Origin of the sequence: Granulibacter bethesdensis (assembly GCF_001889545.1) — a bacterium.
In the GTDB taxonomy this organism is placed as follows: Bacteria; Pseudomonadota; Alphaproteobacteria; order Acetobacterales; family Acetobacteraceae; genus Granulibacter; species Granulibacter bethesdensis_B.
The window spans coordinates 1,515,028-1,529,129 of record NZ_CP018194.1 but is presented as its reverse complement, the minus strand read 5'-3'; the positions used below and the strand labels follow the sequence as shown (position 1 = coordinate 1,529,129).

Here is a 14,102-nt window from a genome sequence, read left to right as displayed (position 1 = left end):
TTACTGCGCAGCCGGGGCCGGAGCCAGAGCCGCAGGCGCAGCGGACTGCACGACCGGCGGTATGGTTGCCGCTGCGGCGCCATGGCGCAGGCGGCGCGGCGTCTTGCCGGTTTTCAGAGCTTCCAGCTCTTTTGCATGCATCTGCACCACCGGCAGGGTATCACCCGCCAGTTTCTTCAGATCAGCATCGGAACCCTGGTTGATTTCCAGGGTCAGCACTGGCTCAAGCGCCTTGTGACCGTCCAGCTCAGAATCCACATAATCATTGTTGAATCGGCTGGCGCGTTCGCCCTGCAGCTTCTGATAGACAGCCTGCTGCTGTTCATTTGGCTGGGTCGGGACATCAATGCCCTTCGCTTTTGCCAGGGTGGCAAGCTTTTCATTGAGCTGGCCATGTTCATTGGACATCTGGCTGCCCAGTTTGCGGATGCTGGCTTTGTTCGAGGTTTTGGAGGCCAGATCGCCGGCCTGCACCTCTGCCAGATTGGCCTGGGTCAAAGCTGTCACGAAGCTACGATCCGTATCGCTGACGGTCGGGGCCGGCGGGGCCGGGGGCGGCGGAGGCGGGTTGGAGCAAGCGGCGACCGGAACCAGCAGTCCGAGAGCCCAGCCGAAGCGACGTGCCATAAGAATTCCTCTCCTGTGTCATGTTTTTAGGCAAGGTGGTAACAACATGGTTGCGCGAGGGTTCCGTAGCCTGTCCAGAGGCAAAAAGTTAAAATAATAGAGATTTATATCCTGTACGGATTCCCGCGCATAAAGATGACGGCCCAAAGGGTCTATAATTTTATTGCTATAGATACTCCAATATTTTATTATTAATTCCTATAATAGAGCAATCTTATCATAAGATTGCTTTTGCCTTATGTGATGACAGAACAGAGTTTTGAAAGGAAGACCATGCGAAAGGGGTTTGCGTTCTCTTTGAGCCTGTGCACACAATTCGGGTGATGGCAGACATGCACGACACGCAGACACCTGCGAACCTGGCCGCCGAATTGCTTTCGGTCACAGAACGCTCTGTTGAGCGCTCTACCGAAGATCCATTCGGCAATCCGATGCTTTCAGTGGCGCTCGCGATTGCGCGCCGAATCGAAAGCGGATCATTAAGTCACGCTTCTCTCGTGGCATTGGTGAAACATCTGAGAGATGCCGCCTATATCGACCGCGCGCGCAGGCTTGCCAATTATGTTGGCGGGATTGAAGGGGCTGACGAGGCGTTGGCTCACGTGGCCCAGCGGGTGGTCAGGCCTGATCCCAATGACAGCCCGATTTCTTTTCGCGATTTTCAGCCTGAGGTTGAGAGAACCCGCTTTGCCGCCGTCTTTACGGCTCACCCGACTTTCTCAATGCCGGCCGAGGTTGGCCACGCGCTGGCAGAAGCAGCCAGCGGTGCTGAAGTATCTTCTTTTGAATCGCATCGTCCCCCTTCTGTAACGCTGGAAGACGAGTTCGATCAGGCGGTTGCCGCCATCATCAATGGCCGTGATGCCATCGATAAGTTGAACCGCAACCTGCTGCTGGCCGCCCGTGATGTCTGGCCGGATCGCTGGAGCGATCTGACGCCAAGGCCGGTGATTCTTACCAGTTGGGTTGGCTACGATACGGATGGTCGTACCGATATTGGCTGGTGGGACACGTTACGCCTGCGCCTGCGCATGAAGCGTCTGCAACTGGAGCGCGTTCTGGCACAATTGGCTCCGCTTGCCGGAACCGATGCGCTTCAGCGCACAGTGAATCAGGCGATTGAGGCCGTTTCGGCCCAGATCGAAGCCTGCCCGATGACGCAGGATCCTGATGGTGTGCAGGCTTTCGCTCAGGCGCTGATCACACGTCGGCAGGAAGCGATCACTGATCCTGCTGCCATCCTGCCGCAATTTGATGCGGCGATCAGCACCGCAGATGAGGAGACGAGACTGGCACTGTGCGTGATCCGCGCAGGCCTAGTCTCGCATGCCATGTCTCTGGCTCATACGCATGTACGTCTGAATGCGACTCAGCTGCATAATGTTGCCCGGCAGCGTCTGGGCATTACCGATCCGCCGGAAGATCAGTCCCGCCGTCGTATCCTGCTGAGCAAGATCAACGAGGCGCTCGATACTGTTCAGCCCGTCAATATCGATTTCGGTACGCTGATTGCTGAGCAGGCTTCGGCGGCCCGGTTGATGATGACGGTGGCGCAGGTCGTCAAACACATCGATAGCGCAGCACCGGTCAGATTCCTGATCGCCGAGACCGAGAGCGGTTACACGCTGTTGACAGCGCTGTGGCTGGCAAGACTTCTGGGGATCGAGGACCGGATCGAGATTTCTCCGCTGTTCGAAACCGCCGATGCGTTGGAACAGGGCGCGCGCATCCTGCAGGAAGCGCTGCGCAGCCCGCATTACCGCGCCTATCTGCAAAAGACCGGTCGTCTTGCACTTCAGTTCGGTTATTCGGATTCCGGTCGTTATGTCGGACAGCTGGCCGCCAGCTATCTGATCGAACGCCTGCGTATGAAAATTGCCGAGCTGCTGGCCCGTTATGACGTCAAGGGTGTCGAAGTGATTCTGTTCGATACACATGGCGAAAGCATCGGACGTGGTGCGCATCCCGGCTCGCTCTATGATCGCCTGAAATATCTTTCTCCAACCAAAAGCCGCAAGGCCCTGCGCGCTGCAGGAGTTGTGGTGCGTGAGGAAAGTGCTTTTCAAGGTGGTGATGGCTATCTGTTGTTCGGCACACCAGCGCTGGCAACGGCCACTATTGCCCGGATTGCGGAACATGCTTTCCCACGTATGTCCGGCCCGAAAGATCCTGTTTATGAGGAGCAGGATTTTGCCTCGGATTACTTCACGACCATCCGCACGCATATGGAAGAGCTGGTGGAAGATCCGGGCTATGCCGCCCTATTGGGTGCGTTCGGTCCGGCTCTGATCGACAAGACCGGCTCCCGCCCGGCCGCCCGCCAGAGCGATGGGGCAGTGGGGCGCCCGCAGATCACCCATCCGCGCGAATTGCGGGCCATCCCCAATAATGCCATCCTTCAGCAGTTGGGCTGGTGTGCCAATTCCATTCACGGCATTGGTGCAGCCTTGATCCGCCACCCGGAAACGTTCGACGATCTTTATCAGAACAGCTTCCGTTTCCGCCGGGCCATGAATCTGGCCGAGCATGCTTTGCGCCATTCTGATCTGGACGTATTGCGTGCAGTGGTGGCGACATTTGACCCCACCACCTGGCTCGATCGTGCTGCGCATGAGCGGGAAACGGATCAGCGGAAGACAAAGGCGCTGATGCTGGTAGCCAAGGCGGTGGAGCGGCTGGGTCTGGCGGCGGTGACACAGGCGATGTTCCGACGCATTCAGGTGGATCACCTGCAACTGCGTGCTGGCTGGTCTGACGCACCGCGCATGACCATGCGTGAGCGTTTGCTGCATGCGCTGAGGCTGGCGCTGATTCATCGTATCTGGCTTCTGGAGACGGAAATTCCTGATTTCTCGCCTCGTCATGGGGTGACTCGTCAGGCTCTGGAAGCCCTGATTTTGCGGCTGGAAATTCCCCTTGCCCTCAATCTTCTGAGTCAGGTATTCCCGCCTGCGCCAGACCCTGCGGTGGAACGGGATTACTTTGAACCATCGACCGAACGTCAGGGCAGCAGCTATGCTCATGAGCATGCCACTATTTTCCAGCCGATGAGCGATATGTTTGATCTGGTGCGTGAGATCGGCACGGCTATCAGCCATGAGGTAGGCGCTTTTGGATGAATAGCGTTCCTCAAAACAGCCGATAAAACAGGAAAGCCGCGATCAGAGGGGATCGCGGCTTTTTCTTGATGGTGACTATGCGGGATCGCTATTCAGGTCTGCGAGCACCTGAAGCATACAAAAGCGTCTTTTATAGGCCACCAGAGCTGAATGGTGATCCGGCCTAGCCTGTATGAATATGCAGGCGAATATTAAGCTGCTTGAGAACCTTCACCAAGGGTGCCGGGCTTACGCAAAGTTCCCCCTGATAGGGTCGGTCAATAATAAACAGAAGCCCGCACATGATTCCCAGCCCGGCCATGAACAATGTCGGCAGCGGGTGAATGTAAATCCTGTTCGGACGTGCCAGAAAAGCCGAGCAGATCAGCAGAAGCAGCATCAACATGCCAAGCACCCACCACATGATCGAAGGAAGCCCGCCGCGCGCAACGGCTAACCGCTTGGCACGGTCTTCCTGCAAATCATCGAAGTTTTTATCAATATCATTGGCAATGCGCAGGGAGGGAGGCAGCTGATTGACCAAAGATTCAACCTGCTCCTGCAGGGCCTGCATTGTCTGCGACGCTACCAGAGCTACGGTTTTTCCTTCCCGCAATCCATTCCATTCCTCTGTTACGACAGACTGGATGTAGGCTCGCAGGGCAAGCCGGGCAGGATTTGCCTTATCACCCAGATCTGTTCCGGCCAGGGCGCGGTCAAGCTGATAGGCATCCGTGGCCTCAAGACTTATCTGGCGCTCGCTGGCACGATATTCGGCAATCCCCTGTACTAGGGAGAAGCTGATGAATACACCAGCCAGGGGACCAAGAACCCGAAACGTATCCAGAGCCGATACGTTGTGTTCGGCAAGTGTGGTGGCAGAGAAGATTCTTTTGGCAAGAAACTGCACCAAATATTGCGCAATAACCAGAACCCCACAAAAGATCCCGATAATGACAATATTGGGCCATTGAGCCAGGGTATTGGCTGAGAAATCTGCTGCTTCCATGAAAGAGTTTAACATTTCTTTTAGAAGCGGTCCAAATGATAACAGATGCGTTGTATCAGGCTGAGGCGTCGTTTTGACGTCGTGTGGTTGCTCATGATTCCTGCGTACGCTTTTGCCGCCGCCATGCACGGGCCGCAAGTGACAGCCAGGAGATAGCAGGCGGATCAATCACGGCAGACAGGGCACGGGCGTAATCCAGAACCAGTCCCGGCGTCCAGGCCATGGATTCAGCACGTTGACGCAGCAATCCGGCAACCCAGAGTTCAGGGCTGAGGAATATCCGCATCAGCCGTGACAGAGGCAGGCGTGCAGTCCGTGCGGTCAGTGCACCTTCCAGTGCGGCATCCAGAGCCTGTGCGACGACACTGGAACAGTTACGATTGGTCAGGTTGTAGGTATTGTCCTGCCGATAGATATTCCAGAAAGCCCTCAGGCGGCCCGCGTCGAACTGCTCAAAGCGGACATGGGCCGTGGCTTCGCACCATCCCGCGGCTTCTTCCTGATAGCTGGGCAGAAAACGACCCTCAACATCGTTGTCGTGAGTGGCCCGGAGAATGCGCCCGAATTCCCCCGGGTTCCGGTCGATCTCGTTTTTCGGATAATGGCTGATGTAAACATCTGGTGCCATTTCCAGTGCAGCATGCCCGGTTGAGACAGCCCCGTTCTGATCGACAGCTGCGATATAGCGCCCGATGAGCCTGCCGGACCGGATCTGGCTGGGTGACAGGCCGGTCGGGGTCCACACATGCACAATCAGTTCACCAATCTGTGCCGGTTGAGCGTTTTGATCTGTCTGGTTGGGAGGGGCAGGAATGAATGTCCATCCAGACAGGCCCTGCTGCAGGATGGGGGAAAGTGGCGCATCGTCAGGAAGCTGTTTTAACCGCAATCCCAGTCGCACAAGGCCCAGACCGGAGAGCAGCATCAATGCACCCATATTGACACCGACTGTTGCCTTGTACCAGGTCGGATATGGTTCGAGGACAAAAATAGCGAAAAAGATTTCGCCTATTCCGATGGCGCGTGCAGTACGCCAGCCGGGAAATCGTACAACCTGCGCGCTGCTGACCTTCATGATTCCATCAATGGCGATGAACAGCCCCAGCAGAATGGCCAGAATCAGATTGGCATGATGATGGTTCAGCGCGGCAAGCCCCCCGATCATGAACAGGGCAAGCGCCTTGAACCACCTCAACCGCTTCGCCGTGCCGGTGGCCGCGGATGCGGAGGAGGCTGTGGCCAGCCCTTCGATGACCATGACGTAACCGAGATAGCGCACCGGGATTACGTAATGTTCGTCCAGTGCATCAAACGCCAGAAACGCGCCGAAACCTGCCCATAAAACGCCCAGCATCAGCAGAAAACGCCAGCGCCGCTTGACGATACCCGCCCCAAGCAGAAGCAATACCAATCTGATCATTAATGTTCCTTATCATCCGACTGGCTTGCGATCCGGCAAATTCATAAAGCCAATCAGATATCGTCAACTATGGTCTCGGCCATGAAGGCTGGAGGCAAGATTGCCAGCTTGAAAAAGCAGGAACATCCGTTTTTTTAGCAATCTGTCTCAGTTTGCTCAATAACTGTCATTCTTGACCCGTTATAATAATATTTTTGTAATGAGGGATGGACAATTATGAGGCTGGGTCAAGAGTCTGATCGGTAAACATAGCGGCGTATGAATAAGGCAAAAATCAGGCAGCCGGCAGCGGTGACGACTGGAAGGCCATGGGCTGTCAGGATGTTGGCGGCTCCGACGGCAGATGGTCCCAGCAATGCCCCCACACCCCAGGCCAGCCCGGCTGCAGCGTACAGACCGACCAGATCGCTGCCGGAGAATCGGCTGCCGATCATGGTCAGGGTTACGGTGTAAATACCCACGAAAACTCCACCCCATACAAACAGGGCGATATAGGCGATTGCACCAAGACTGATTAACCACGGCCAGGCGAGGGCTCCGATGCCGGCGATCAGGGCAAGATGAAGAATCAGTTTCTCGCGTGGCATCCGGTCAGCAAGCCATCCGATCGGCAGTTGCAGCATGATCGCGCCGAGCATCAGTGTCGATAAAAGTTGGGTCGCGCCATTTTCGCCCCATCCGGCACTCATTGCATAGAGAGGAAGGAACGACATTCCAGCCGCCTCCACCCCTGCATTGAGGGCGGTGCTGAAAAGGGCAACAGGGGCAAGGCGGAGATAATGTAGAAAGCCACCATGCCCATTGTGTTGCGCGGGCGGTGGTGTCGTCGTGCCCAGCAGCAGGACCAGCGCAGCCAGCAGTGACAATGTTCCTCCAGCCAGCCATGGCGCAAAGCCGCCTGTCCCCGTAGCGGATAACAGCAGGGGACCGGCTGCGAAGCCGCCGGACATGGCAGTCATATAAAAAGCCATGACCTTTCCGCGGGAAGCATCGTCACAAAGCTGGTTGGCCCATGTTTCGGAGAGAACAAACAGAATCTCGGTCGCGACCCCCAGCCCTAATCGCAGAGGAAACCATGTCCAGCTCCATGGCATCAGCGGAAACAGGATCAGGATAATCGTCGTTGCCAGCAGGGAGAGCAGCAGCAGAAAGCGCATGCCGAACCGGGCACTGAGGCGGGGAAGAAACATGGCAATACCCAGCACACCGGCGGCATGCATGGCTGCATTCAGGCCAATTGTCAGATCGTTGGCTCCGGTGGCCTCCAGCCGGAGGGCAATCAGGGCTGCGCTCAGGCTGTATCCCAGCCCGAAAATGCTCGCTACCAGAATAACAGTGGCCTGAGATACGAGATTGTTTCTGACTACCAAGAATATAAGCTCTACAAACTGAAAATTATCTTAAAAATCAATAAGTTATCGTCACAACGACAGTGTCGGTATAAGACCCTGGTGGTATATTTTGGGAAGGTGGAATAACACCGTACATGGTAAAAGAATTATTGCAAGTAAAAAAGAAACAATTTCCATATTGCATCCCTGTTCCTTGGCTGTTGTCTCCCCATATGGTTGAGTAGGTATTTGAGGTATATATTTGATATCGAAGTCGGTACGAGTTGTATTGCATGGACCGATTGGAATATGATCCGCCTCCATACTGTCCTGCATTCAAGCCGACGCTATATGATCCAAATAGTATGGGGCATCTTGATACAGTAATATTGGCTGATGTAGTCGTCTGGGTGGTGGAGAACGGATTATACACTCCGAAATTCAGATTGTTGACTGATACTGCGCATTGAGCCATCGAATCTTTTGGAAACAGGGCAAGAACAACAAAAAAGATCAATGCGACAGTCTGGAGATATCGTAATTTTATCACTGTTGTATACATGGGATGGGCCCAATAGTAGGAATAGTAGCAGGTAAAAAAATATAATTAAAGGAAGCAGAGCACTGTCGGCCATTGGAAAGCAGAATTTTTACCTTGTTGATCCCAGGTTTTAGATCGGTCAAATAGGCACTCCCATCATAGCCGATGGGTGAGGGGGGCGTGGACTGTACTGAACTTCCCAGTGATAATGGCACACCATCTGCATTCACAAAATGGATAAGTGCCGCTTTGATTGTTTTGATGTTGAATGGTACCAACACGCCAGTATGATTCATTGGCCTGACTGTATGACTAATGCTGGTCAGATCTGCATCGAGAGGTACGTCAGTGGGATCAATAGAAATTTTATTCTCGGTAAAGGAGTGCAGATCAGGCAATAGCAACAGCCCATTATGGTCAGTTTGCCCCATCAGACGATTATTGCTGTAGACATGTACATTTGGAAGACCATTGGTATCCACAACAGCAAAGCTATCGAATATTTGATTTGATAGAAAAAAACCGCCATTAATATAAGAAATGGCACCTTGTACCTCTCCACGATAAGTTGTGGTGGTGCCAATATGATCTATACCTCCATAGATTGTCCCAATTCTGGATTTGTAGTTTACCGTGCCGTTCTGGATGTTCTGGCTGCCATGAGAGACGTTTAACTGGTAGCCAAAATCCCCTGGTACATTGACCATCCGGTTAAGCTGGAGCTGCTGATAAGGCCGTGACTGGCCTGTTCCACTGGTTACTGAAGCTGATGATCGATTGCCGAGGGGAATGGTTAAACCAAACAGAGCTCCAACTCCCCCTCCGCCCGAGATTGCATTGAAGGCTGTTGCATACAGCGAGACCTTCCCAATCTGCAAAGAATAATTGACCGACAGAATCTTGGTGTTTTGCGCTGGTTGTAATGTGACCAAACCACTATCAGCGGTTGTTATGGCGGTTCCAGGTATCGGCATGTTGCTGGTGTTGAACGTTCCCGGTGGCACATAATAACGCAGGGAAATCGGAATGCCGTAGAGATTTGTTTGATTATAACTAAAATTAATTGATCCAAATCGTTTAAATGAATAACCAATATAGGCGTTCATCTGCTTTTTCGGAACCGGACTGCCCGTCAGGCGGGCCAGATCCCGGAACGTTGAATCGCTGAGCAGTTCAGAAAAGCCGAAACTAAAATGCCGCCCATTTCTTTGAAATCCGATTGATTCCTGGGTGCCTGATCCACCACCAGCATTGCTGCCTGCCATTGTCACGTTGATAATACCAAGGTTAAAAAAATTCCATTCGGCACCAATCCCTGCCTCGATAATTTTTTGAGACCCTTCCGCATGTCCTTCCAATGTCAGGTGTGAGGACATGCCGTAGCGGTAGGTCAAAGATCCTGCAAAATTATCATACTCAGAATACAAAGTTCCCCAGTATTGCCTGAGGAAACCTGCTTCGGCTGATAGAAAGGACAGGTTTTTTTTCAGAAGCAGCTGGCTCGCATAAAAAGGTATCGTGGTGGTCGTCCGCTGGCCGTTTAAACCGGTTACGATACTGGTCAGTTCTGATGCGCCGGTCATGACTGGAAGACGAGAAATCTGAAAAGGTCCACTGGAAAGCTGCTGATTGAAGATTGGCAGACCATTCATCAATATGTTGACCGTGGATGGGCCATTTGCCATTCCATCCACCGACGGAACAGGAAATGGCAGATTTTCAGGTTGCATTGAGAAATCCGTAGCGATCTGGATCCCTCCCAGTTTAACAGGGCGTGTCCAAAGCAAACTTCCACCAAGGACGTCGCCAAAACGATATCGCCTTAACGTCTGTGGATTGGAATAAGTATAGGTGGTGTCTTGACGGATGACAGAAACTGATCCTGCTCCAGCCGGCCCAAGACCAGCATAAACGGTCTGAGATGATGAGAAGAGACCGTAATGCGAAAATCCACGCAGGGTGAAGGTTCCTGTTCCGTAAGGAACATTGTCGGTCATAGAGCCTTGAATATCATAAGACAGGTTGAAACCGGTACTCCCTTGATAAATCTTGGAGCCGGCTGCCGTAGCTGTCGGGGATGCTGTCAGCAAGGCTGGAAGCAGCGCCCGTTCTTCCGCGGTGATATGGATGGTCTGTGTAGATTGGTCGAGAGTGAATTTTATTCCATCCAGCTTTCCAAGTGCTAATAGATCACTGGCATGGGGGCATGGACGAATGTTCAACCCTAATTCAGTTAATTCCTTGCAGGAAGCATATAACGTGTTATCTTTCTCCAAGAATTCACCGATTTTTTGTATTTTATTCCCGTTGACGATAACATCCAGAAGCAGTTGAATGTCAGCAGCAAATGCCATTGTCTGGAACGTGAAAATTAGAAGCCATAGAAAGAGAAAAAATAAAACCATCATATTAGCCTAACACAATAGATAACTATATTTTTTCCTTAAAATCTCCTTCGCTTGACTTTCCTGAAATTGTAATTTGTTCATTATTTTCAACGATATTATCAGGAATTTTCCATTTTTGTGCTGTATGCGGCAGAATATAGGGACTTTTTTCTACTTTGATTTTTATATTTTTATGAGTATTGGATAGAGAAACATCATAAATTTTCTGATGTTTTTCCCCTGTATTGATCACAGTAAGAAAAGTGCCTGTCGTGGATCGTTCAATAGACCATTGCAGATGCGGGCTGATGGGTGATGGTGGGGCTGCAAAGAGTGGAATGGACAGGCGTATAGCGACCTTGACTGTGCCGATTGGGCCCGGTGGAGGGATTTGATCAATCAGAATCCGATAGCTGTTTTCAATGCTGGTTGCTGCTCGGCGTAACACAATCCGTACTGTCTGACTGCCATGCGGTGGAATAGTGCCAAGCGGTGGGCTGACCAAAAGCTGATCTGTCGGGGTGAGATTATAAGGCTCTTCCGGAGACGAACTCCATTCAAAGCTACGGACTTGAAATGCCAAGTTCGTATCCCCTGCATTCGTTAATGTCAGGAAAGAGGCCATTTGCCCTGCGGCTAATGATATGCTGACAGGTGAAATACTGATTCCCTGAGCATAAATTTTGCTGCTGCTTATCGATATAAAAAACAAAGCCAGAAATATGTGAAGGGCAGCCTCCCATTTCTTGAAATTAAATATTAGCATCAATACGCTCCGGAACTTCATTAACTTTAGAACACAAAAATCACCATAAATCCGGATGAGTCTCGGTAATAAAAATAATCTTTCCTAAAAATTAACAGTTACTGTGATTGTATCTGCATAGGACCCGGGATTGGGATAGTTCCCTGCCTGAATGCGGCCATAAATGGTCAAGCTTTGTGCGCTACCATTACCTGTTCCACTAACTGTATCCTGATTTGGGGTATTGCCCCAATTATTGGTGCGTGCCGAATCTGAATAAAGAAAATAGGGAAGTGTCGAGGTTGAGTTCAGTGTCATCTTACGATTGGATACCGATGCTCCAGAGCCCGTGCCGGCATTGAGTCCAATATTATAAGGTGTGGAATTCGTGCAGGTCACCTGTAACGTGGATGTCGCATCAGTTTGCGAACCACTGTAGTTACCAAACGAAAGATTTGCCGCTTGAATGACGCAGGAAGCTTGCACGGTTGCGGTGACCTGGAAGGTTGTTGTCGTGGTCGCAGCATGAATTGGCGTGAGAGGGCCCAGAGAAGCAATGGTTCCGAGCATAAAAACGGTTGCTATTCTGGTATTCTTGCGGGGAGAAATTTTAAAAGTCATAGCTTGCCTACAGTAATTCCCTTTTGCCGTTGCCTTAACGGTTCATAAAGAGAAATAAATTTTTTTTTGCGATATGTCAATGAAATATATTGTTTAATTGATTAACATGAATGATTGGATCACCAATTTTTAATTGATGATAGTTATCAATTAACTCTATGATATTTGAAATTGTTCTTATTAAGAAGGATTAAAATCCTCGAATTTTTGCTCTTGACCTTTTAATGGGTGTGGCCCATCTGTCCCAAAACAGGACTTATTTAGTCCGGTTAGGATGGAGCAGATGTTCAGGCTGTCGAAGCTGACTGATTATGCGGTGGTGGTGCTGATGCGTCTGGCCGGAGATGCCGGTGCGGCAGCGGGACAGGTCCAGACGGCCCCTTATATCGCCGCTGCCACCGGTGTTCCGGAACCCACCGTGGCCAAGGTGCTCAAGGCCTTGTCACTCGGCGCTTTGGTCGTGTCGCAGCGGGGGGCACATGGCGGCTACCGTCTGAACCGTGCTCTTGATCAGATTTCCATTGCCGATGTGATCCGGGTTCTGGAAGGACCGATTGCCCTGACCGCCTGTGTTGAAGGTGCATCGTTGGATTGTGAGGCCGCCTGCCTCTGCCCGATGCGGGGACGGTGGGATATGGTCAACCACGCGATTGCGACAGCTTTGTCCTCTATCAGCCTTGCCGATATGGCAAGGCAGCCAATGGGTGGTGCCCCTCTCGATACTGTTTTGCCCCCCCAGCCTACGCAATCCTCTTCAAGCGGTTATAAGACCCCGGCATGCCATGAGCATGTCGAGTTGTCCGTCGCGGAGTGACAGGAGCCTGCCATGCCAGCCGTTGCTGAAACCCTTGATACCGTCAAATCCGTCACGGAATCCGGCTATAAATGGGGTTGGGAAACCGAGATCGAAATGGACATGGCCCCGAAGGGCCTGACCGAGGATACGATCCGCCTGATTTCCAGCCGCAAGGAAGAGCCGGAATGGCTTCTGGAATGGCGTCTCAAGGCATTTGCCGCCTGGAAGACGATGGAGATGCCGGAATGGGCGCGGATCGCACATGAACCGATTGATTTTCAGGATCTGCATTACTACGCCGCGCCGAAGAAAAAGCCCGGCCCGAAAACTCTGGATGAGGTCGACCCCGAACTGCTGCGCACCTATGAGAAACTGGGTATTCCGCTGAAGGAGCAGGCGCTTCTGGCCGGTGTTGAGGGAGCGGAGGCGCTGCCAGCCTCGGCCTCCCCCGGTATCGCGGTGGATGCGGTGTTCGACAGTGTTTCCGTGGCCACCACTTTCCGGGAAAGCCTGGCCAAGGTCGGCGTGATCTTCTGCTCCATCAGCGAAGCGGTGCGGGAGCACCCGGAACTGGTAAGGCAGTATCTGGGCAGTGTGGTGCCGGCCTCCGACAATTTCTATGCAGCCCTGAACAGCGCTGTGTTTACCGATGGCAGCTTTGTCTACATCCCGAAAGGGGTGCGCTGCCCGATGGAACTGTCCACTTATTTCCGCATCAATGCGAAAAACACCGGTCAGTTTGAGCGCACGCTGATCATCGCGGAGGACGGGGCCTATGTCAGCTATCTGGAAGGCTGCACGGCACCTCAGCGTGATGAGAATCAGCTTCATGCCGCGGTGGTGGAACTGGTGGCGCTGGATGATGCGCAGATCAAATACAGCACCGTGCAGAACTGGTATCCGGGCGATGCCGAAGGCCGTGGCGGTATCTACAATTTTGTGACCAAGCGTGGTGCCTGCCGGGGTGCGCGCAGCAAGATCAGCTGGACACAGGTTGAAACCGGTTCGGCAATTACATGGAAATATCCATCCTGCCTGCTGCTGGGCGAGGGCAGCACCGGTGAGTTTTACTCTGTGGCCGTCACGACCAATCGTCAGCAGGCCGATACCGGAACCAAGATGATCCATATCGGCCCTAACACGACCAGTACAATCGTGTCGAAAGGCATCAGCGCCGGGCATTCGAACAATACCTATCGCGGCCTGGTCAAGATGATGCCGAAGGCGCAGAACGCCCGTAATTTCACGCAGTGTGACAGCCTTCTGATCGGGGATCTCTGCGGTGCGCATACGGTGCCGTATATCGAAAGCCGCAATCCGACGGCAAAGATCGAGCATGAAGCCACGACATCCAAAATCGCGGATGACCAGCTGTTCTACTGCCGCAGCCGGGGCCTGTCGGAAGAAGATGCGGTCAATCTGATCGTCAATGGCTTCTGCAAGGAAGTTTTGAAGGAATTGCCCATGGAGTTCGCTGTGGAGGCACAGAAACTCCTGGCCATCAGTCTGGAAGGTTCGGTGGGTTAA

11 protein-coding genes are annotated in these 14,102 nt (G+C 52.5%); 3 read left to right on the top strand and 8 right to left on the bottom strand.

The genetic code is table 11. The features are described from left to right. Positions 1–627, bottom strand: a complete 627-nt coding sequence (locus GbCGDNIH8_RS07030) for a DUF4142 domain-containing protein (RefSeq protein WP_072572624.1) — start codon at positions 625–627, stop codon at positions 1–3. Positions 628–959: 332 nt separating this feature from the next. On the opposite strand from GbCGDNIH8_RS07030, the gene GbCGDNIH8_RS07025 reads away from it, so the two are divergent. Beyond that, positions 960–3,746: a phosphoenolpyruvate carboxylase gene (locus tag GbCGDNIH8_RS07025; protein WP_072572623.1), complete on the top strand. Its 2,787-nt coding sequence runs from the start codon at positions 960–962 to the stop codon at positions 3,744–3,746. Between the two features lie 163 nt (positions 3,747–3,909). On the opposite strand, the gene GbCGDNIH8_RS07020 is transcribed toward GbCGDNIH8_RS07025, so the two are convergent. The 7 genes from GbCGDNIH8_RS07020 to GbCGDNIH8_RS06990 form a co-directional block, all read right to left on the bottom strand. After that, positions 3,910–4,734 (bottom strand): bestrophin-like domain, encoded by an 825-nt coding sequence (locus GbCGDNIH8_RS07020; RefSeq protein WP_072572622.1) that lies wholly within the window; start codon positions 4,732–4,734, stop codon positions 3,910–3,912. 91 nt (positions 4,735–4,825) lie between these two features. After that, positions 4,826–6,154, bottom strand: coding sequence for a protease (locus tag GbCGDNIH8_RS07015; RefSeq protein WP_072572621.1), 1,329 nt, complete (start codon positions 6,152–6,154; stop codon positions 4,826–4,828). Positions 6,155–6,381: 227 nt separating this feature from the next. Beyond that, the gene (locus GbCGDNIH8_RS07010) at positions 6,382–7,524 is read right to left on the bottom strand and encodes an MFS transporter (RefSeq protein ID WP_072572620.1); all 1,143 of its coding nucleotides are present in this window, start codon (positions 7,522–7,524) and stop codon (positions 6,382–6,384) included. A 37-nt stretch (positions 7,525–7,561) separates the two neighbouring features. After that, positions 7,562–7,960, bottom strand: a complete 399-nt coding sequence (locus tag GbCGDNIH8_RS13305) for a Csu type fimbrial protein (protein WP_072573715.1) — start codon at positions 7,958–7,960, stop codon at positions 7,562–7,564. Between the two features lie 71 nt (positions 7,961–8,031). Beyond that, positions 8,032–10,434: a fimbria/pilus outer membrane usher protein gene (locus GbCGDNIH8_RS07000; RefSeq protein WP_072572619.1), complete on the bottom strand. Its 2,403-nt coding sequence runs from the start codon at positions 10,432–10,434 to the stop codon at positions 8,032–8,034. A 22-nt stretch (positions 10,435–10,456) separates the two neighbouring features. After that, complete coding sequence (locus GbCGDNIH8_RS06995; protein ID WP_072572618.1) at positions 10,457–11,179, bottom strand: fimbrial biogenesis chaperone; 723 nt, start codon at positions 11,177–11,179, stop codon at positions 10,457–10,459. Between the two features lie 84 nt (positions 11,180–11,263). Next, on the bottom strand, positions 11,264–11,779 hold the full coding sequence (locus tag GbCGDNIH8_RS06990) for a Csu type fimbrial protein (RefSeq protein WP_072572617.1): 516 nt from the start codon (positions 11,777–11,779) through the stop codon (positions 11,264–11,266). Positions 11,780–12,062: 283 nt separating this feature from the next. Between GbCGDNIH8_RS06990 and GbCGDNIH8_RS06985 the strand changes: the two genes are divergently transcribed. Together GbCGDNIH8_RS06985 and sufB are read left to right on the top strand one after the other, a co-directional pair. Beyond that, the gene (locus tag GbCGDNIH8_RS06985) at positions 12,063–12,593 is read left to right on the top strand and encodes an SUF system Fe-S cluster assembly regulator (protein WP_081369051.1); all 531 of its coding nucleotides are present in this window, start codon (positions 12,063–12,065) and stop codon (positions 12,591–12,593) included. 12 nt (positions 12,594–12,605) lie between these two features. After that, on the top strand, positions 12,606–14,102 hold the full coding sequence (sufB, locus tag GbCGDNIH8_RS06980) for a Fe-S cluster assembly protein SufB (RefSeq protein WP_072572615.1): 1,497 nt from the start codon (positions 12,606–12,608) through the stop codon (positions 14,100–14,102).

What these genes read in the sequence shown, in the direction of transcription:
- GbCGDNIH8_RS07030 (WP_072572624.1), bottom strand. Translation starts at nt 627, where the DNA reads ATGGCACGTCGCTTCGGCTGGGCTCTCGGACTGCTGGTTCCGGTCGCC.
- GbCGDNIH8_RS07025 (WP_072572623.1), top strand. Translation starts at nt 960, where the DNA reads ATGCACGACACGCAGACACCTGCGAACCTGGCCGCCGAATTGCTTTCG.
- GbCGDNIH8_RS07020 (WP_072572622.1), bottom strand. Translation starts at nt 4,734, where the DNA reads ATGGAAGCAGCAGATTTCTCAGCCAATACCCTGGCTCAATGGCCCAAT.
- GbCGDNIH8_RS07015 (WP_072572621.1), bottom strand. Translation starts at nt 6,154, where the DNA reads ATGATCAGATTGGTATTGCTTCTGCTTGGGGCGGGTATCGTCAAGCGG.
- GbCGDNIH8_RS13305 (WP_072573715.1), bottom strand. Translation starts at nt 7,960, where the DNA reads ATGGCTCAATGCGCAGTATCAGTCAACAATCTGAATTTCGGAGTGTAT.
- GbCGDNIH8_RS07000 (WP_072572619.1), bottom strand. Translation starts at nt 10,434, where the DNA reads ATGATGGTTTTATTTTTTCTCTTTCTATGGCTTCTAATTTTCACGTTC.
- GbCGDNIH8_RS06995 (WP_072572618.1), bottom strand. Translation starts at nt 11,179, where the DNA reads ATGCTAATATTTAATTTCAAGAAATGGGAGGCTGCCCTTCACATATTT.
- GbCGDNIH8_RS06990 (WP_072572617.1), bottom strand. Translation starts at nt 11,779, where the DNA reads ATGACTTTTAAAATTTCTCCCCGCAAGAATACCAGAATAGCAACCGTT.
- GbCGDNIH8_RS06985 (WP_081369051.1), top strand. Translation starts at nt 12,063, where the DNA reads ATGTTCAGGCTGTCGAAGCTGACTGATTATGCGGTGGTGGTGCTGATG.
- sufB (WP_072572615.1), top strand. Translation starts at nt 12,606, where the DNA reads ATGCCAGCCGTTGCTGAAACCCTTGATACCGTCAAATCCGTCACGGAA.